This window comes from Bacillus sp. PK6-026, assembly GCF_054161455.1.
In genome coordinates this window covers 1,528,590-1,547,737 of sequence record NZ_CP096418.1, presented here as the reverse complement: position 1 = coordinate 1,547,737, position 19,148 = coordinate 1,528,590, and the positions used below count along the sequence as shown (strand labels likewise).

The 19,148-nt window shown below is 44.5% G+C and carries 24 protein-coding genes; 4 read left to right on the top strand and 20 right to left on the bottom strand.

What is annotated here, in order from left to right; genetic code table 11:
• Positions 1-127 precede the first annotated feature (127 nt).
• From rok to fadH, 18 genes are all read right to left on the bottom strand, one after another.
• Positions 128-715, bottom strand: a complete 588-nt coding sequence (gene rok / locus M1D59_RS07895; protein ID WP_020451209.1) for a transcriptional regulator Rok — start codon at positions 713-715, stop codon at positions 128-130.
• A gap of 546 nt (positions 716-1,261) precedes the next feature.
• Positions 1,262-1,720 (bottom strand): redoxin domain-containing protein, encoded by a 459-nt coding sequence (locus M1D59_RS07890; protein WP_020451208.1) that lies wholly within the window; start codon positions 1,718-1,720, stop codon positions 1,262-1,264.
• 89 nt (positions 1,721-1,809) lie between these two features.
• On the bottom strand, positions 1,810-2,352 hold the full coding sequence (ahpA, locus tag M1D59_RS07885; RefSeq protein WP_020451207.1) for a biofilm-specific peroxidase AhpA: 543 nt from the start codon (positions 2,350-2,352) through the stop codon (positions 1,810-1,812).
• 294 nt (positions 2,353-2,646) lie between these two features.
• Positions 2,647-2,892, bottom strand: a complete 246-nt coding sequence (locus M1D59_RS07880) for a YkuS family protein (protein WP_003181323.1) — start codon at positions 2,890-2,892, stop codon at positions 2,647-2,649.
• A gap of 62 nt (positions 2,893-2,954) precedes the next feature.
• Positions 2,955-4,079, bottom strand: coding sequence for an N-acetyldiaminopimelate deacetylase (locus M1D59_RS07875; RefSeq protein ID WP_065644040.1), 1,125 nt, complete (start codon positions 4,077-4,079; stop codon positions 2,955-2,957).
• Positions 4,080-4,148: 69 nt separating this feature from the next.
• Positions 4,149-4,859, bottom strand: coding sequence for a 2,3,4,5-tetrahydropyridine-2,6-dicarboxylate N-acetyltransferase (gene dapD, locus M1D59_RS07870; RefSeq protein ID WP_065644039.1), 711 nt, complete (start codon positions 4,857-4,859; stop codon positions 4,149-4,151).
• Between the two features lie 106 nt (positions 4,860-4,965).
• Positions 4,966-5,418 (bottom strand): flavodoxin, encoded by a 453-nt coding sequence (locus M1D59_RS07865; RefSeq protein ID WP_020451204.1) that lies wholly within the window; start codon positions 5,416-5,418, stop codon positions 4,966-4,968.
• A 29-nt stretch (positions 5,419-5,447) separates the two neighbouring features.
• Positions 5,448-6,341, bottom strand: coding sequence for a WD40/YVTN/BNR-like repeat-containing protein (locus M1D59_RS07860; RefSeq protein ID WP_212110497.1), 894 nt, complete (start codon positions 6,339-6,341; stop codon positions 5,448-5,450).
• On the bottom strand, positions 6,331-6,810 hold the full coding sequence (locus M1D59_RS07855) for a flavodoxin (protein ID WP_020451202.1): 480 nt from the start codon (positions 6,808-6,810) through the stop codon (positions 6,331-6,333). Before M1D59_RS07855 ends, M1D59_RS07860 begins: the two co-directional genes overlap by 11 nt.
• Before the next feature lie 130 nt (positions 6,811-6,940).
• Positions 6,941-7,816, bottom strand: coding sequence for a LysR family transcriptional regulator (locus M1D59_RS07850; protein ID WP_023857289.1), 876 nt, complete (start codon positions 7,814-7,816; stop codon positions 6,941-6,943).
• A 142-nt stretch (positions 7,817-7,958) separates the two neighbouring features.
• Positions 7,959-8,402 (bottom strand): cyclic-di-AMP-binding protein CbpB, encoded by a 444-nt coding sequence (gene cbpB / locus M1D59_RS07845; protein WP_020451200.1) that lies wholly within the window; start codon positions 8,400-8,402, stop codon positions 7,959-7,961.
• A gap of 180 nt (positions 8,403-8,582) precedes the next feature.
• On the bottom strand, positions 8,583-8,762 hold the full coding sequence (abbA, locus tag M1D59_RS07840) for an antirepressor AbbA (RefSeq protein ID WP_003181305.1): 180 nt from the start codon (positions 8,760-8,762) through the stop codon (positions 8,583-8,585).
• Between the two features lie 138 nt (positions 8,763-8,900).
• Positions 8,901-9,419, bottom strand: a complete 519-nt coding sequence (locus M1D59_RS07835; RefSeq protein ID WP_020451199.1) for a ribonuclease H-like YkuK family protein — start codon at positions 9,417-9,419, stop codon at positions 8,901-8,903.
• Positions 9,420-9,476: 57 nt separating this feature from the next.
• Positions 9,477-9,626, bottom strand: a complete 150-nt coding sequence (locus tag M1D59_RS07830) for a hypothetical protein (protein ID WP_020451198.1) — start codon at positions 9,624-9,626, stop codon at positions 9,477-9,479.
• Between the two features lie 11 nt (positions 9,627-9,637).
• Positions 9,638-9,880, bottom strand: a complete 243-nt coding sequence (locus M1D59_RS07825) for a YkuJ family protein (protein ID WP_003181299.1) — start codon at positions 9,878-9,880, stop codon at positions 9,638-9,640.
• A gap of 458 nt (positions 9,881-10,338) precedes the next feature.
• Positions 10,339-10,965: a DUF3993 domain-containing protein gene (locus M1D59_RS07820; protein WP_205802237.1), complete on the bottom strand. Its 627-nt coding sequence runs from the start codon at positions 10,963-10,965 to the stop codon at positions 10,339-10,341.
• Positions 10,966-11,074: 109 nt separating this feature from the next.
• On the bottom strand, positions 11,075-12,295 hold the full coding sequence (locus tag M1D59_RS07815; RefSeq protein ID WP_458117925.1) for an EAL domain-containing protein: 1,221 nt from the start codon (positions 12,293-12,295) through the stop codon (positions 11,075-11,077).
• A 68-nt stretch (positions 12,296-12,363) separates the two neighbouring features.
• Positions 12,364-13,128, bottom strand: coding sequence for a 2,4-dienoyl-CoA reductase (gene fadH, locus M1D59_RS07810; RefSeq protein WP_075753081.1), 765 nt, complete (start codon positions 13,126-13,128; stop codon positions 12,364-12,366).
• Between the two features lie 140 nt (positions 13,129-13,268).
• Between fadH and M1D59_RS07805 the strand changes: the two genes are divergently transcribed.
• The 4 genes from M1D59_RS07805 to M1D59_RS07790 all read left to right on the top strand — a co-directional run bounded on the left by M1D59_RS07805 (position 13,269) and on the right by M1D59_RS07790 (position 16,794).
• On the top strand, positions 13,269-14,126 hold the full coding sequence (locus M1D59_RS07805) for a metallophosphoesterase (RefSeq protein WP_023857290.1): 858 nt from the start codon (positions 13,269-13,271) through the stop codon (positions 14,124-14,126).
• A 177-nt stretch (positions 14,127-14,303) separates the two neighbouring features.
• Positions 14,304-14,801 (top strand): L,D-transpeptidase family protein, encoded by a 498-nt coding sequence (locus M1D59_RS07800; protein ID WP_224066986.1) that lies wholly within the window; start codon positions 14,304-14,306, stop codon positions 14,799-14,801.
• 88 nt (positions 14,802-14,889) lie between these two features.
• On the top strand, positions 14,890-16,191 hold the full coding sequence (locus M1D59_RS07795) for an MFS transporter (RefSeq protein ID WP_096748073.1): 1,302 nt from the start codon (positions 14,890-14,892) through the stop codon (positions 16,189-16,191).
• A gap of 141 nt (positions 16,192-16,332) precedes the next feature.
• Positions 16,333-16,794 carry a YkyB family protein gene (locus M1D59_RS07790; RefSeq protein ID WP_020451191.1) on the top strand — a complete coding sequence of 154 codons (462 nt, stop codon included), beginning with the start codon at positions 16,333-16,335 and terminating at the stop codon, positions 16,792-16,794.
• 28 nt (positions 16,795-16,822) lie between these two features.
• On the opposite strand, the gene M1D59_RS07785 is transcribed toward M1D59_RS07790, so the two are convergent.
• Together M1D59_RS07785 and M1D59_RS07780 are read right to left on the bottom strand one after the other, a co-directional pair.
• Positions 16,823-17,740, bottom strand: coding sequence for a chemotaxis protein (locus tag M1D59_RS07785; protein WP_020451190.1), 918 nt, complete (start codon positions 17,738-17,740; stop codon positions 16,823-16,825).
• Positions 17,741-17,813: 73 nt separating this feature from the next.
• Complete coding sequence (locus M1D59_RS07780; RefSeq protein ID WP_020451189.1) at positions 17,814-19,133, bottom strand: MFS transporter; 1,320 nt, start codon at positions 19,131-19,133, stop codon at positions 17,814-17,816.
• Positions 19,134-19,148: the final 15 nt, after the last annotated feature.

The following is a 19,148-nucleotide window of genomic DNA, read 5'->3' as shown; positions in this document are numbered from 1 at the left end:
ATTTGGATTTTATAAAAAAACCGCTTGAGTCGATTGTCTCAAGCAGTTGATTAGGGCGGCGGCGTATATAGCGGCCGCCTTGGTGTTCCTCAAAATGGAAACGCTATCTGGAAAAGCAAGGGTTTGACTATTGCTGCTCTGTCTCGGTAGAAATCTCACCCTCTAATATATATTGACCGCGGTATGGTTTTTTGACTTCCGGGTACATTTTAATCAGGCTTTGCATAAAGGTTGTCATATTAGGGATCTCAAGTCCGCTCTCTTTTTCGATTTCTTTTTGAAGTTCGGAGCTTTTGATGGCCGCATTATGGCGTTTTAATGTTTTAATCGCCGCTTCACGCAGTTTTGCAGCTTTTGAGCCTGGACGTGCTGTACCCCTTCTGCGCCTTGTCGTTCCATCTGGAATTCCGGCAGGCAGTGAGGAGGTTTGCGGAGAAGTCTGCTGCTGGTTCTTTTGAGATGCTTGCGGCTGCTGCTGTTGTTGCTGATAGCTCTTCATCTCCTGCGCAGCTAATTCAGCTAAAACAGGGAGAGATTCCGTTTTACGCTCCGGGCGAAAATCTTTTTTTGTATCATTAAAGCTGGATGGACGATCCAATTCACGCAGCTTTGCATATATATTATCCCGCTCAATTTGATACTCCCTAATCACCTTAACCTCAGCCTCATTCAGCTGCTCCAATCTTAAACGCAATGCTTCCCTCTCGTTAAACATACCGTTTATACCCTCCTATCAGAATAAATAAACCTTCCAATAAAAATATTAGATTACCAAACTAATTTTATCAACTATTTTTTCGCTTTTCTACTGTTGCTTTCCGTTAAGAAAATAGAACTAAATTTCCGGAAAACTTGAAGCCTGAGGAGTTTTCGAAGCATTTCGGCCTACTCTAAACCCATTGTCGAAAAATGGTAAATAATGAAGGAACATAGAAAATTACTTTTCAACGAAACATAATTTAGGAATAGACTCTACTGTTTAATCGTGATGGAAAGTGTGAAATATCAATGATTAATCCGGCTTATAAATCCAGAATATTCAAAATTGCCAGATTTCACTTGTCGAATTCGCAGTTTGTTGTGTACAGGGAAAGTCAGAAATACTCCTGAAACAAAAACAGGACATAAGACTCATCAAGTAAAATAAACAGTGTCTAATGATCCATTTGTCGAAAGGGGCGGATAGAGGAAATTTTTTTGCTTTTTTTGCAATGAGGAGCCGAATAAACAAAAAACCCCATGAAAACGGGGCTTTTCATCTTTATTCAGCAGACTGTTCTGTTTCGGCAAGAACACGGTTTACACGTTTTTCGAGCATTTTCATCCCGCTTCCTCCAGCTTGAAAATGGCGAAGCTGGCCTGTTTTATCAAAAACGTAATAAGCCGGAACATATTCATTTTCGAAAGCGTCAGTCAGCTTATGGTCGCTGTCAACAAAAACAGGCTGAGTAATATCATGTTCAGCGGCAACCTCTTTGATTTTATTCAAGTCTAAATCGTCTTCTGAACGCGGCATATGCACGGCCACCACGTTTAGTTTATCGCTGTAGCGGTCGCGGAACTCATTGACTTGCGGCATCGCCTCTTTGCACAAGTGGCAGCTGATCGACCAAAAATGAATTAATGTCGGCTTTTCTCCGATAAGCTGCTCTTTTGTCACTTCTCCGTTTAACCACTCTTTTGCGCCGGTCAGTTCCGGCATCGGCTGGCGTAATTTCATGATTTTTCCTCCATTGTCATTTTTGTCGATTAAAAAGGTCTAACAAATGTTAGACCTTTCCAATCTGATTTCTAATTTGAGAATAAAAATTAAAGAGTTGCTTGACCCGGTTTCCAGTTTGCAGGGCAAAGACCGCCTGTTTGCAGCGCTTGAAGCACGCGCAATGTTTCGTCTACATCACGGCCGATGTTGTTATGGAACACTGTTTGATATTGAAGTTCGCCTTCCGGATTAATGATGAACAATCCGCGAAGCGCCACACCTTCTTCTTCAATCAGTACGCCGTATTCACGGGATACTTCATGGTTTGTGTCGGCAGCAAGCGGGTATTTCAGCTGGCCGAGACCATTTTCTTTGCGGTCTGTGTTAATCCATGCCAAGTGAGTGTGGATGGTGTCAGTTGAAACGCCGATTACTTCTGCATCAAGGTCTTCAAACTCGTCATAGCGGTCAGACATTGCTGTAATTTCTGTCGGGCACACGAAAGTAAAGTCCATAGGATAGAAGAATAGAACCGTCCACTTATCATTCTTCATGTTTTCTTCAAGGCTTACTTTTCCAAATTCTTTGTTTGCAAGAACCGCTTCCATTTCAAAGCGCGGCGCTTGTTTACCTACCATGCGTTCTGCCATTTTATGTATCCCTCCAATTGTGATTTTTGGGTTCTGCTACCCATATCAAAATGAGAATTTAAATATTAAATTCTCATTTAGTTAATAACATCACATACATAATTCATTATAATACTTACCATATTTTTAGTCAATATTAATTGATAATAAATTTAAATTAGCGGTTGTTCTTTTTTTAAGCCTTTAAAAAAAGTGTAACATGCCTCCGGATGATGAAACAACCATTTAACAACCGACAGCCGTTTTTTGGAAAAACAAGTTAAAACCGAAGCTGGAACTTCGGTTTTATGTTTATTACTGAAGTTTTTGCTCAACCTGCTGACAGATTTCATCGGCAGTTAAACCAGTCGCCTGAATGACAGATGCTCCGGTCATCGTATCTGAAATCCCGAGCATGTCAGTGTCCAGACCAGTGACAACACAGCAGTCGCAGCCTTTTGCATCGTCTTCGGTTTTCATCGTTACAACCTCATACCCTTTTTCCTTCAAAGCAGCCTCGACATCAGAAAGAGATTGTTCGATTCCGATTTTTTTCGACATGAAGAAACACCTCCACCAATTAAGATGCCACGTTTGCTGATTTTTTATACCAGCCGCTTGTTCTAATTGGCTTTGGAAGAGAAATAAGCCGTCATAACGCGGACTGCCGTCTCAAGCGCTTCCTCTTTCGGCTGCAGTTTGGCATGGTGGAGTCCGTAAGGTGAATCGACGCCGAGCCAAAACATGAAGCCCGGATACTTTTTCAGCATATAGCCGAAGTCCTCTCCTGTCATCGCTTCTTTTGAACGGATGACCTCTGCAAGGCCGCTTTCAGAAACGAACTGCATAAAGTCTTCAACTAAACCGCTTGAATTATAGACCTGATAATATGCTGCCGGATAGCTGACTTTACCGTTGCATTGATAAGCCGTTTCCAGGCCGCTCACCATCGCCTCGATCCTTTTCTTCACCTGTTCCATTGACGCTGGGGACAGCGTCCTGATCGTCCCTTCAAGCCTTGCTTGCTGAGCGATAATGTTTTGTGCCGATCCGCCTGTAATCGTCCCTATGGTAATGACAGCACTGTCCAGCGGATCGACATTCCTGGCTACGATCGACTGCATTTGCGTAACGAGCGAACTGGCGGCGACCACCATATCTTCTGCAAGGTGGGGATATGCGGCATGCCCGCCCTTTCCTTCAAGTTCGATTACAAGCTCTGACGTATTGGCAAAGAGCAGCCCGCTTTTCGTTCCGATCGTTCCGACCGGGAGCTCAGGCGCGATGTGCAGCGCTGTGATCATGCTCGGCTCCCACTTTTTAAACAAATCGCTTTCAAGCATCGGTTCAGCGCCGCCCGGCCCTTCTTCAGCAGGCTGGAACAAAAACAACAGATCTTGTTTAACCGGGTTGCGGACGAAATGATCGATGATGCCGAGGGCAATCGTCATATGGAAATCATGCCCGCACGCATGCATCCTGTTCTGATGTACGGAAGAAAAAGAATATCCGGTATCTTCCCGAATCGAGAGCCCGTCCATATCCGCCCTGTAAGCCAAAATCTGTTCAGGGGCTGTCCCTTTAACCTTTACAAACAGTCCGGTTCTCCACTTTTCGATTTCAATCCGGTCTTCCGGATGCTTTAGTAAGTGGTTCAAAAGATAAGCCTGTGTCTTATATTCCTGAAAACCGAGTTCAGGAATTTGGTGCAGATCTCTGCGAATCGCTGCTAATTCGTCCAATTTCATCTTTCTAACCTCCCCGGCGATACGAAAATGCGTGGATTGTCACATCCACGCACTTTTCGCCGCCGCTTCTTAAAGCTGACGCAATTCCTGTTTGATTTCTGTTTTGCCTTTTGTTTTTTCATCGATGTCTTTGATTTTTTTCGCAGGCGTTCCGGCAACTACTGTGTAAGGTGCCACATCTTCCACAACGATTGCGCCGGCAGCAACGACGGCTCCTTTTCCGACAGTCACGCCTTCAAGTACGACGGCGTTTGCACCGATGACGACATCGTCTTCAATAACGACAGGTTTTGCTGAAGGGGGCTCAATGACACCGGCAAGCACGGAACCCGCTCCAATGTGGCAGTTTTTGCCGACGGTAGCTCGTCCGCCCAGCACGACATTCATATCGATCATCGTTCCTTCGCCGATTACAGAGCCGATGTTGATGGAAGCTCCCATCATGATGACGGCGTTGTCGCCGATTTCCACTTGATCGCGGATGATCGCACCCGGCTCAATTCGCGCTTTAATATTTTTCAAATCGAGCGTTGGGATCGCCGAATTGCGGCGGTCGTTTTCGACAACATAGTCTTCAATTTTACCTTTGTTTGCTTCGAGCGCAGCTTGAATCTCCGCCCATTCACCGAATACTACCCCAGTATGCCCTGTAATAAAAGGCTTGGCTGAAGCGCCGAAGTCAATTCCTTCAAGGTCGCCTTTCACATACACTTTAACAGGTGTTGATTTCTTACTATTTTGAATAAATGAGATAATCTCATTTGCATCCATCATTTTCATTATGTAAGTCCTCCTTCTCTTTTTCTCCTCATTACTGTATCAAAGGAAAGATTTAAAAACAAGAAAAAAAGGAAAGGGGGCGTCCCGTTTCCTTTTTTAGCAAATGTCATGCCGGCACTTCACATTTCTTTGCAAAATCCCTGCCGAATTGAAGCAGCATGTCTTCTTCTTCATCTTCCGGATTCATTTCGATTTTGACGGACGGAAGCACCGTGTCTCCGCCAAGCTCTTTGATTTTGTCCTCAAGTATGTCGACGGCACCGCAAAAATGCTCGTAAGAAGTATCTCCGGACCCGAAAACGGCAAACATCTTATCTGTGAAATCCATCCCTTCCATATCATCGTAAATATCCAAAAACTCATCCGGGAGATCCCCGTCGCCCCATGTATAAGCGCCAAATATCATATACTGATAATCGTTAAAGAGCGCCGCATCTACATCCATCGCTTCATGGCGGTCAACTTCGGCCCCGCCCTCAAGAAGGCCTTTCTCGATTAAATCGGCCATTGCTTCTGTATTTCCAGACATGCTTGCATAAACCAGCAAAACTTTCCCCATCGTTATTCCTCCTATAAAACGCTATAAAATCAGTGGGCTGCAGCAGGCTGTTCATAAGGCCTGACAAATTTGCATTCATAAAGACCCGCGCAAAAGAAGTTCTCCTTTTGATTGGCGACTCTGAATCCATGCCCTTTAATCGTGTCAAACCATTTCAGCTCTCTTTCAAAGAAATCAAGCCGGTAGATTCTTGAAAATCCGTCTCGGTCTTGAGCCGATGTGACATAGATGATTCCGTTGTCTTCGGACACATCCAGGAATGATTCTTCATTTTCAACAAGGCCCTGCCTGATTTGTATTTCATCATTCGTGTGGATGTTGACCAAATTGACGGCACCGTGATTTCCTTTTTTGGATCCCATCGCACAAACCAGCCATTCGCCTTCAAATGCGATCATCGAGGCGGTCATGCGGCCGGTTTCTTTTTTGATCAAAAAAGCCGATTCTGCTGCCAAATCGTATGCCCAAACACCACCGTGCACTTCATGAATCTGCGTTCCGATGTAAAGGCGCTCCTCATGGAGGCACAGAGAGCGGATAACGGGCGGATGACTCAAACCGGAAAACGGCTTGACGATTTTCCATGAGACGCCGAAATCCTCTGATATGTAAATGCAATGCTTCCCATGGGCACAAACAAAGCCGTCCGTTCTCCCTGTGATCGACCAAATCGTAGCGTTTGTCGGAAAGCTTGAGATTGACCAGGTTGCTCCTTGGTCAGACGATCTGATAATCGTTCCCCTCTCCCCTGCGCCGAATAAATAATCGCCGATATAGGTGATGGAACATATTTTGCTTTTTAATTGAAAGAGCTTTGTCCAGCCTTGCTCAAGTGAGTAGTGAAAAATCCCTTCCCGCTTGATGGCGACAAAGTAACCGGAATGCTTTGCCGAAGCGACGGCCGTCGCACCTTTATGAAACATGGGTCTCAGCCTGCCGCTTTTCGTGTTCTGCCCATCTTATAAAACCTTCGGCAAATTCCTTGCAGCACTCGGCATCTTCATCCGTTTCGGGGGCAAGTTCTATTTTCAAGGTCTCTCGATAAAGGTCGGCGCCGGTTCGTTCTAGCATGCTGTAAAACGTGTTGACCGCTTCGCAAAAGCGGGGGTATGCATAGTCGCCGGATCCGAAGCATGCCGCTTTCTTTCCTTTAAGGTCAAGCGAAGAGACCTCGTCGTAAAACGATTCCGCTTCATAAGGAAGATCCCCGTCTCCCCATGTGTAGGTGCCGATTAAAAGAAGATCGTATTCAGCCAATGAATCGGCATCGACATCATCCATTTCCTGAATTGCGACATCAAAACCGTTCTCCTTCAATGTATCTTTGATGATCATCGCGATATCCTCCGTGTTGCCGGACATGCTGGCATATGCAATTAATGCTTTAGACAACAGAATCACCTCTGAAATTGATAATGATTTTCATTATTATATAGATACACTTTAAATGATAATGATTATCAATGTCAATAAATCGCACAAAAAAAGCAGCCCTCTTTTTTGAGTCCTGCCTTTCTGATGTTTATTCAGTTGCCGTACATTCTTTCACAACCTCTACAAACGCCTGTACTTGCTTCAGTTGGAAAGCCGGCTCATAACCGAGCAGCCACGTATCTCTGCCGATTGCTTTTCCTTTAGCGTCAAGCAGCGGGATTTGATGAACATGGCTCCCGCTTCCGTGAAGCGTCACAGATGGAAGGATCGCATAGCCGATTCCGTGGAAAGCCATCTGTTTGCATGTTTCAATTTGGTCGACAATAATGGTCTGCTTTGGCGACGTTTTAAACTTTTGATGCCACCAGTGCTGAATTTCCTGATAGTACGTGCTGTCGCTTTTGAACTGGATGAACGGCCGTTCCGTTTTGGCAATGTCCTCAATGTTACGGATCTCTGTATCGACAAGGTACAATTCGTCCCGCATCAAGTAATGCTTCGGTCCTTTCCATTCCGGGTTTCCTCTGATAATGCCGACATGAACATGGTCTTCGTAGAGGCTTTTCAGCATTTCGCTGCTCCATCCGGTCACGAGCGAAATTTTCACGTTTGGATATTGTTTGACATAGGTTTTCAGAACGTTGGGAAGCCAATGCTGCCCAATGATCGAAGCGGCCGCCAATTTGAGCGTACCGTGAATCTCGCCCTCCAACTCATCGATATTCTCTCTCACTTTTTCCTGTTCCAATGTCACATCTTTTGCGAACTGGATGATTTTTTCTCCGGCAGACGTAACCGTCAGCCCTTTTTGCGATCTCAAAAAAATTTTCGTTCCCCATGATTTCTCAATGGTCTGCAGGCGTTGGGACAAAGCCGGCTGGGAAACAAACAGGCGTTCAGCCGCTTTCCGCATATTTAATTCTTCCGCCAGAACGACAAGCATGTGGAGCTCTTGAAGCTGCATGGACATTCCTCATTCCAATAAGTTTTTCTTATCATACATTTAATCAAACGGCTGTTTTTTAATCAAGCGGAAAGTCAGGCTTCGGAGAATGTGCGGAGGGTTTGGTGGAGCGCTGCAAATAAAAAATAGGCCGCTGCCGCGCCTATTTATTCAACGTTCTCAAATGCTTATTCAGCTGTTTTAACACGACACGCCTTGTAAAAATGCCTTCGAAAACCTGCTCTTCATTTTCGACACATACAAACGCGTTGTTGATGACCAGTCCGAATCCTTTTAAGATCGGGTCGTCAATTTTCAAGCGTGGGATGTCTGTCAGCATGACTTCTTCAACATGAATCTTGTCAAGCTTCTCAAATTCGATTCGTTCCAAGCCGAAGATTTTATCCATGATCATATTCGTTCCGATTAATCCGTGCAAACGGAAAGAAGCATCAAGTACAGGGATCGCGGTATATCCGGTTTTCGTCAACACGAGAAGGGCATGTTCCAGATTATTTCCGACTTGAACATGGGCTACTTTATCAGCATCGATCATAAACTGACCTACTGTCGTTTCAAGAAGTTCATCTGATTGCATACTAATCATGATTTTTCGACTCCTTTTCAGCTTTAATCCATCAACGCATATTTTCCCTATACTACAATAATATAAACGATATCAATATTTGTCGAAAACTTTCCTTTCTTCCAAGGTCAGTTTATCATTCCATATCCTTTTAGGAAACAAAAAAGATACTCTAATGAGTATCAATTGATATAATCTGACCTAATTTTCAGACCGGACACGGTCGTATAAGGTAACCAGTTTTTTATATGTCAGGCTATCCACATTTTTTGTACCCGTTTCTATATCATTGATCTCACTGCTTAGTAGCTCTACGGCATACTCATGGTCCAAAAGTACGTTCAGCAACAGTTTTCTCTCTTCTTCTGAAAAGCGTTCCATTCTTAACCAGCCCCCTAATTGATTTAGCTAGAGTCAGAAACAATATGTTCTCTCTAGTTTCTATAGGGCTAGAATATGAAATTGCAATTCAAACGTCAACCGCACATTTCGACATCTGTTCGATTTTCTTTCAAACAATTATTTTGTGTACCGGTTTGCATAGCTTGAAGCTGTATAGGAGTCAGGTTTAATTTTGGCACAGATTCCCATGGAGGTGATCCGGCCCGTCATTTCCTGGATTAAATCCTTTGTCATTCCTTTTTTTCCGATATCCAAATGAACTTCAAGGGTTAAATCTGCTCCCTCGTCTGTAAACGGAAGAAGCAGATCCATAATTTCATTAAAGTAATCATTTAAAAGATATGCGGCAATCTCTTGGCTGTAAGCTGTTTCAAGCGATATTTTCTCCCTGAGGCTATGTATCGGTCTGTTGACAACCGTGTTTTTCAGACAGCCCCACGCTCCTTTGCCCTTGCGGTGCAAATGGATAGCCGTGATAAACTTTGTGCAGTTCTGATGGATTTGCGAGTCTGTTCCGACGGACAGCAGATAGCTTGCCCGCGGATCTTGGCGTATGAACGCCTTCAGTCTCCCGATCACTTCAGGAAATGTCATTTGATCTTCAGAAAGATTATAAAAAAGAAAAGAATCAGCCATTGGAATGCCCCTTTTCATTTTTGATCTGCACCGAAGATGGAACGATTCGTCTGTCTGCTATCCTTTTTTGGTCGGTATATTTTTCAAGCTGAACCCGCAGCTGTCACATCTGTAAATTACATTCTGATTGGACTGGGCTGTCAGCACTTGATCCATATGCTCGGTTGTTTTGCAATTCGGACAAATAACGCTTGGAAAAGCTTTCATGCCATATCCTCCTATTGCTGAAGCAGTTCAAAGATTTCGATTGAAATCATATCGATGTTGTCAAACGGAAATGTGGTAGGCTTATCGCCTTTTTGATAAACTGTCAGCTCAAATGTTTGGTTTTTTTCAAAATATTTTACGCTGCAAATTTTTTCTCCGTTTACTTCAAAATTGCGCTGCGTCGGTTCTCCGGCAGCCTCCGCAGTCTCCTGCAGGCTCTGCAGTCTCGTGATGATACCCATTAATTGTGACATTCTAAAAAAGACTCCTTTCAAAAAAACAACTTCAGGATCAACAAGTATTAATTATAATACAAGTTCTACACGCATCATACCACAAAGTATCAGCCGATGACATTTTTCGTTTCTGATCATGAAAAAGAAAAACCGCTTTTCATAGTTTGAGTTTTCTTTTTTCATGTCATACATGAAAAATATTTTTTTGACTGCAGAGGAGCCTATTTTAACCACCAATTTAGATTTATGGGGCAACAGGATTGTCTTATTCCTGTCCCACACCTAAAGCCCAAAAATCCCGCAGCCATTTGCAATGCGGAATTCCACGCAAATAAAAAACTTGGCGGGGGCAGCGCCAAGTTTTTTAAAACCTTGATCTGATAGAGGGGTTGGGGAACAGAGAGGTTCATCTCTCTATAATTAAATGATAATGATTATCAGTATCATTGTCAATGAATTTTTTAAAAATTCTTTTTCTAGCTGAATAGTTCGGCCAATGTCCAGTTAACATCGATGACAAACAGCGGGAATACAGCGTGATCTTCTTCCTTGTTATCCGCAAAATTCGAGTTTGTTTCTTTCTCGTCCGGTTGTTCGGCCATCATGTCTTCTCCAGCCGGTTTTGTATCAGATTGGCCGATAGCCGTTACTTTGAAGCTGCCGCCGATATTCTTTAGCGTCACCGTCTGATAATTTTTTTGATATGAAACAGGACCGCGGTCTTGATCTCCAACACATTCGTATACGATATAGCTTCCGTCTTTCACCGCCACTTTTGTGTTTTCATCATAGCTGAAGAAAGGGATTGCCACTTCAGGCGCGTCTGTCCCGTAAAAAATCCACCCCGCTTGTTCGGGAAAGGCGTTCGCCTCCACGTACTTCGCTGCCATGGCGTGTTCCATATAAGGTTCCAAGAGGGATATCATGTCTTTTTTCGTTCTTTCCTTTTCGGTCAGCTGAAAATGGACGTCGGATACGGATTGAAGGGTCTCAAATAACGACGCTCTTGTCGGTTTTTCTCCGGCTTCGGCAAAATCCGCACAGAGGAATACAAAAGCCGCAGTCAATAGTCCGCACAGTAAGGATGACCAAACGTTCTTCATATGATCCGCCCCTTTTTTAGCATATATATTCACATTTTCCTTTATATACGCAAAACAAACCTCTCGGGATTCATTTTTTCGAAAAGAAAAAGCGGCGAAAGGCCGCCGCTTAAATTAATCCGTCTTGTTCGTATAAATATGAGTAGGACAGGTCAATGAACAGATACAATTCTTCATCCATCGGATAGGAAAATGTTCTGATCATTTCCCCCGTTTCGATATCGCTGTACAAATCGCTGAAAAACCCTTTTCTCATCGTTCTCATCCTCATGATATTCTCGAGAAAATAAGGGCGCCAGCTCCAGTTTTTGCCGATGTACTCAGGCTGAAATATCCATGCTCCGTCATGTTTAAACACGTTTTTCGTCAGCTGAATCCCGTCTTCATCGCACATGTAAATTCTAAAGCTGCAATCGGTCAGTTCTTTTCCGAGATTGAAGAGAAACTCATCGTCTGACTGAGCTGTTTTCTTTAGCGATGTGACAAGCTGATGAATCCGTTTGTAAAACTGCTCAGAGTGGTCGTACAAAATGGTTAGCTTCTTCTTCTCATGTGTGATAAATTGGTGAAACTCGGCATGCAGCCGGTCCTTTAATACATTCCGTTCGATAAATTCATCCTTCGGCACTTCAAGATACTGCCCCTGAAAATACCGGCCTCCGTTTCTCCATGCGTATTGCAGCTGAAAGCTCGCCTCAATATCCTCGTAAAGCAATGCGGCGCCGATTTTTCTGGCAAGGAGTGATATGCTGTAAAGCACATATTCATAGGATGGCGAAGGAGAAGACAGCTTGAGCGGCTGAAGGTCGATCTTTAACAGATCAGGGGAAAGAAGAGCGATTCTGTCGAGGTTGCTGCTTTCCTTTCCGATATTATCAACAGCGACTTTAATTCCGTATGTACGGTAATAGGTCAGCAAATGATGCAGCTGTTCAATATCCCCTTCAAACTTTTGCTCCGTGATTTCGATAACGAAACGGTTGAGCTCGAGCCCTTTATCCTGATATTCCATCAACAGGTCGAGGAACGATTCACCGTGATCCATCATCAGCATATTTGCATCTTGATTGACGAAGATGAGCAGGTCGCGCCCGCTCTCCAAAAAATGATCAAGCGCCTGGCGAATCACCTTGAGATCAACCTCTTTCTTGTATTCTTCAGGAATTGTCGGATCAGAAAAAAACGGCCCGAGACTCTTCACTTCAGATTCTACCTTGATACGCCCCAGCACTTCATAGCCGATCACCTTTTGTTCTTCAGCACTGAAGATCGGCTGATAGTATGGAATAACATCTTCAATGTTCGTTAAAATATCGAGTGGATCCAACATGGCATATCACCTGCTTCTAATCTTTGTCTGATTATACCATACTGGCCCGCACCTTTGAATTTGAAATCTTAAAACGGACGGGGATTCAGCCATTGGCCGCCGTCCATCGTCACACACTCCCCGTTGACATATCCCGCCTGTTCAGAAAGCAAAAATGCGGCGAGTCCCGCGATTTCTTCAGGGGTTCCCAGCCTGTTGAGCGGAACGCTTTTGATTGTCGCGTGCGCGGCTTCTTCCGATTCAAACAATTTTTCGGCACCGCCCGTCCTCTCGATCGGACCGGGCGCGATGGCATTGCACCTGATCCCGTATGCACTTCCCCACTCGACTGCAAGCGTCCTCGTCAGCGACAGGACACCTGCTTTTGCCGCCGCGGAATGAACGACACCGGCACCCGCGCCCCATGCATATGTCGCGACCATATTTAAAATCTGGCCGCGTTTTTTTTCCTTGATCCAATAGCGGCCGGCTGCCTGGCTGCAATAAAATGTGCCGTTCAGCACGATATCGATGACCGCCTTCCAGCCGTTGACCGACAGTTTTTCAGCAGGGCAGATAAAGTTCCCTGCGGCATTGTTAACCAAAGCGTCGATCGTACCAAAGCGTCCTGCCGTCTCTGTGATCATCTGTTCCACATCTTCAACAGACCTGACATCCATCCGGCATATAGCCACCTGCCCCGCAAATGTTTCAATTTCTTCTTTGGCCGCTTCAAGCGTTTCTTGCGTTCTGCCTGTAATCATCACATTCCAGCCTTCTTCGGCTTGCTTTTTGGCGATCGCTTTTCCCATTCCGCTCGACCCGCCGGTCACGATTACAACTTTTCTGTCCATATCCATCCCCCTTGTTATGAATGAGTATTCATTCATAGTTTATCATATAAGTTAAAAAAAATTAACAAAACACGCGGACTGTCCTAAAATGGCTTTTCTGGATGATATAATGTAGAGATTCTATTAAAGGTTGGTTGCTTATGAAAAATCCGTCCAGAAGACAATTTTTAAAAGGCTTCTTAGGCCTTGCTGCAGCAGGGCTCTTTACCGCTGCCGGCGGCTTGGGCTATGCGCGCTATCTCGAGCCGCACATGCTTGAAACAAACTTGATTCCCATTCGGCATCGTCTCATTCCTAAAGGGTTTGACCAGTTTCGGATCGTTCAGTTCAGCGACACCCACTTAAGCGAATACTTTACAGCAGACGAGCTTTCAAATGTTGTCAGCCAAGTGAACGCCCTTTCCCCGGACCTTATCGTATTCAGCGGGGATTTAATAGATAAACCGCATCGCTACCGGGAACACGAGCATGCTGTCAACGCCTTAAAAAAGCTTTCAGCCCCCTATGGAAAGCTTGCCATATTCGGAAACCATGATCACGGCGGCTATGGAACAAAAGTCTATCAGACGCTCATGGCATCAGCCGGTTTTCAGGTGCTGCGAAACGACTTCATGAAGCTTGAATTGATAGACGGAAGCGTAATAGAGATCGCGTCACTCGATGATTTGATGCTCGGCAGCCCCGACTATGAAGGCATCCTGTCAAAACTGAGTAAAAAAGCCTTCTCGATTTTGCTCGTCCATGAGCCAGACGCTGCTTTAACGGCAAAACAATACCCCGTCAATTTGCAAATATCCGGACACACCCACGGCGGACAAATTCAGATTCCCGTATTTGGTCCTTTAATCACGCCTCCGTACGGAGAAATTTATACGGAAGGGATGTATGAAACAGCTGGAATGAAAATCTATGTCAATCGAGGAATCGGCACGACCAGGCTGCCGCTCCGCTTTTTATCAAAGCCTGAAATCACCGTGTTTCAGCTTGAATCCACTTAATCCTTAACCGGCCTTTTGGCTCAAAATGAAAGGCATCTGCATACATTAAGTAAAAGCATTCCCGCTCATTTTATCCAATCCTCATTAAAAAAACGAAACTTCCCTAGCCTCTTTCCGTCTATATATTAGCAGCGGAAAAGGCTCTCTTTTCGTTTTGAAAAGGAGATGTGCAGATTATTGCTGATGTACCAAGTAAAACCTGGAGAAACTCTGGAAAGCATTGCCGCCGATTTCAGAATGACCCGGCAGTCATTGCTGCAGGCGAATCCGGGCTTAAACGGCGGCCAAGTGTCCGCAGGCCAATCGATTATCATTCCCGGCATTAGAAACCCGGACACAATCCCTTACCGGATTGTCGTGTCTCTCAGCGGGAGAACGCTCAGATTATATGAGCAAAACAGACTTGTAAAAACATATCCGATTGCCGTCGGAAAAATCCTCACACAGACGCCGAGAGGCGAATTTGTCATTGTCAACCGGCAGCCAAATCCGGGCGGCCCGTTCGGCGCCTACTGGCTGAGCCTCTCAAAACAGCACTACGGCATCCATGGCACGAATAACCCGGCGTCAATTGGCAAAGCTGTTTCAAGGGGATGTATCCGCATGCACAATCAGGATGTTCTGGAACTTGCTTCAATCGTACCCAACGGAACCCGAGTGTCCATTACACCTTAGACCAGTACATTTCCAGACAAATGCAATTTGAACAATACAACATCTTGTATTAAGATATAATGGGACCTTTAGGGTAAGGAGCGTATATATGGATCTTTTTAAAAATCGTAATTTCGTCCGACTTTTTTTCGCAGCTTTCGCTTCTCAAATGGGAACGACAGTCGGAAACATGGCTTTCGCTTTTTTCTTGCTCGACCGGTTCAGCAGCCAGCCGGCCTACACGACAATCGCCGAGCTGATGTATTCCTTGCCGACGGTTTTTGTATTCTTTATCGTCGGGGTGGTCGCTGACCGTTTTGACCGCAAGAAAGTCGCGGAAAACTGTGATTGGATCAGAGCGGGATTGACTGTCGTTCTTTTCTTTGTACTGTATCTTCAGATCATACCGCTTGTGTTTTTAGTTCTATTTATCAGAAGCGCGGTTACAAAATTTTTCTACCCGGCCGAAGCAAGTTTGGTCCAGGCCATTTTAAGAAAGGATCAGTATGCAAAGGCAGCCGGACTGAACCAGATGCTTTTCAGCCTGTTTCTATTGTTCGGCGTAGGAATTGGAGCTTTTATGTACAAGACGATCGGCCTGCATGGTGCTATCGCTCTTGATTTAGTGAGCTTTATCGTATCCGGCTTTTTAATCCGTTCCTGCGATATTCCGCTTGAAGCGCGGCAGCCGAACGGGCAAAAAGGCTGGAAAAACATGACCGTCAAAGATTCGATGCACGATTTTAAGGAAGGCATCGTTTATATATTAAAAAATAAATTGCTTGCCTCTCTCGTATTCGGATATTTTATCTTCGGACTTGTCAGCGGGGGACTTTCGGTTCTGCCGATGTTTAAAATGAAGTATGAGCTGTCCCCTGACAGTTATGAGTGGCACACATCCCTCTTTACAATCGTACTAGGTATCGGACTTTTGACAGGGATTGCCGTCGCCGCTCTGCTTGAAAAAAAAGTGAAGCCGGCATACATGATGTCAGTCCCGATTTTTATTGCGGGTGCCTTTATCATTCTGCTTGGCTTTACAGATCAATTGCCCGTATATTACTCGGCTGCGTTTCTTGCCGGGATATGCATCGGACCGATCAACACAGCGCTTGGCGGCTGGATTCCCAAAATCGTCCACCCAAGGCTGATGGGAAGAGTCAGCGGATGGACCGATCCGCTGACAATGATGGCGCAATCCTCAGCGCTTGGCGTGATCGCTGTTCTATTCCCGGGAATCATCGCCGATGTGGATTATATATATTACGGTTTGGCGGGAATTATTCTGCTGGCGGCGATGTACTATTTTATCGTCCTGCCTAAATTAAGCGCCGAGAACGCGGAAATCGACGTTCAAGCGGCGCTGAAGAGACAAAAAAATACAAAAGCGAAAATGAACTCTGTTTTATAAAGATGAAAACGCGCGATTCCTTAAAAAATCGCGCGTTTTTTCTATGAGATATTTGCATTTTCTGTTCTATTTCGTATAATTTAGACATAAGCCTTGCAACTTTAGGAGGTGATCTAGAAACGAATGGATAGGAGAGAAAAAATGGACGACCATAATCATACGAAAGAATTAAAACCGACAGTTGAAAACCTTTCAAAAGCGATTTATACAGTTAATCGCCATGCAAAAACCGCGACTAATCCCAAATACCTGTATCTTCTGAAAAAGAAAGCTTTGCAAAAGCTGCTTAATGAAGGAAAGGGTAAAAAGGTAGGCCTTCACTTTTCGAAAAATCCAAGATTCAGCCAGCAGCAGTCAGATGTGCTGATTTCTCTCGGAGACTACTTTTTTCACATGCCTCCAACAAAAGAAGACTTCGCAAGCCTTCCACACTTAGGTACATTAAATCATTCGTATCGGAACCCTAAAGCTCATATGTCCTTGAATATAGCGAAACAGCTTCTTCAAAACTACACGGGAATTAAGGAAAAACCGCTCGTCACAAACCGGAAGCGCCCTGCCTCAAAGCCCGTCTTCAAGAAGCTTGGCGAAAGCTATTTTTAATAAAAAAAGCCTCAAAAAGAGGCTTTTTTTAGTTCTTGAAAATATATTTATCAAGCTTTTCGATCAGTTCGTTGAGCTCTGGCTTGCTGATTTGTTCGTCAGCTCCGACTTGTTCCCCTTTATGGCGAAGATCGTCTGTAATCAAAGAAGAGAAAATCAAGATCGGCAGCTCCGAACTCAGCGGGTTATCTTTTAACAGCTTTGTGAGCCGGTGTCCATCCATCTGCGGCATTTCAATATCCGTGATCATGAGATCGACTTTTTCGTGAAGGGCTGTGCCGTCTTCCATCAATTGAAGCACATGTTCGTAAGCCTCTTTTCCGTTTTCAAAAGACACGATGTTGTTATACCCTGCTTCATTCAGCTTTTCCACCAAAAGCCGCAAGAGGAGCGGAGAGTCTTCGACAATCATCAGCTTTTTGTCAGTCCGTCTCTGATCAAATTTTTCATCTTTCATTTGATAAGGGTCCGTACCTGACTCAGACTCAAGATCAAAAATGATTTTTTCGTAATCAGGCAGGAAAATCATTGTGCCGTCGAGCTTAATGATGCCGGTAAGGTGACGGTCCATTCCTTGATTTAAAGCGGTCGGCTTCTCGATTTCTTCCCACGACACCCGGTGAATCTGCGAAACCGATCCAGTGTGAAAGACGATTTTCCGCTTGTTGAATTCCGTCACAATGTATTTTTCTTGATGCTCGTCCTCACCGTGTTCGACGCCGAAGAAAGAGAATAAATCAATGACGGGAAGAATTTCCCCGCGCAATGTGATCATGCCCTCCATATGCTTGTGCGAATGAGGCACTTTCGTAATGTCAACCGGCTGAATGATTTCTCTGACTTTCATGACATTTATGCCGAAAATGTTGAGACCAACTTCGAACTTCACGATTTCTAATTCATTGGTTCCCGAACTTAATAAAATTTCCTGTTGGTTTGAAGACACTGATATCCCTCTCTATCCTACTTTGTGTTTACTTTTTATATCGGCGTCTTTTGTTAAAAGTTGATGCTCTGGGTTAAGCTTTTGCCTTAACATTTTGATGAATGATCAGGCCGATCGCTGCCAATAACACTAAAGATCCGAAAGCCATTCTGCTGGCCATGTTCCCTAAATCCCTGAACAGCAAAGTAATCGATCCGTACAGGACCGGACCGAAAATGGAAGAGATTTTCCCCGACAAAGCAAACAATCCGAAAAATTCGCCTCTTTTATGCTCGGGCGTCAGTTCGATAATCAGTGTCCTTGATGCGACCCATGTGCCTCCAAGCGAGATACCGAAAAGGCTTCCCGCAATCCAAAACAAGACTGTTGACGTCGTGCATGCTCCAATCGTCAAAGCGGTGATCATAATGGCGGCGACAAGACTGACTGCGTGTTTAGCGCCGATCTTTTTTGTTACAAAGCCGAGCAAAAATGAACCGATGATGCTTGAGACCGTTGAAACAAGGTAAAGTAATACAAATTGACCGGTCGTAAAACCGATGACCGTTTTTGAATAAACCGCCATCATGGCTATTGCTGTAGCAAGCGCATCATTCAGGAAAAAGTAGGCGATCATGAACAAGAAGACCGGTTTGTACAGGCGAATGTCCTTGAACGTCTGCACGATTTCCCTGTATCCGCTGAAAAACGATTTTTTTTCTTTCGGTTCCGGTTTTCTTTTCTCTTTCGTGAAGAGCAAATACGGAAGTGAAAAAAGTAAAAACAAGAGAGCCGACGGGATGAAAGCACGGTGAAAATCCTGGTTCCCGACCAGAAGGTAAACCGTTAAGCCGGCCAAAGTACCGATATATCCGATCGCAATCCCGAATCCTGATAAGAGAGGAATTTCTTCTTTTGTACCCAAATCAGCCAAAATCGTATCATAAAACACCAAGCTTGAATGATAGAAAAACTTTGCGGTCACAAACATGACAACAACAAGGATCAAAGATAACGGAAGCCCGTATATGTCCTTCTGAAACGAAGCGCCCGCAAAAACCCCCATTAAGATGGTGCACAAAACACAAATCATCGTAAACAGACCGATGTATTTTTTCTTTCTGCCCGTCCGGTCAATCAACACCCCGAATAAAGGCGTGAAAATGACGAGCAGGAAGCTTGCGGCTGCGTTCGAATAGGAGATAAAAGTGCTTGCCACCTGATTCATGCTGGCGTTTTCGCCGACTGCCTCCTGCAAATAAAAAGGAAAAAAGATCGTCACAATGTTTGATGAAAAAATCGTGTTTGCAAAATCGTATAACGCCCAAGATAGAATCGGCAACGTCAAAAAGAGCTTGATTCCCGTTCTTTGCGCCCGCTTTACAGCTTGTTCACGTTCCGGCTGAGTATCCATCTGGATTGATGCCTC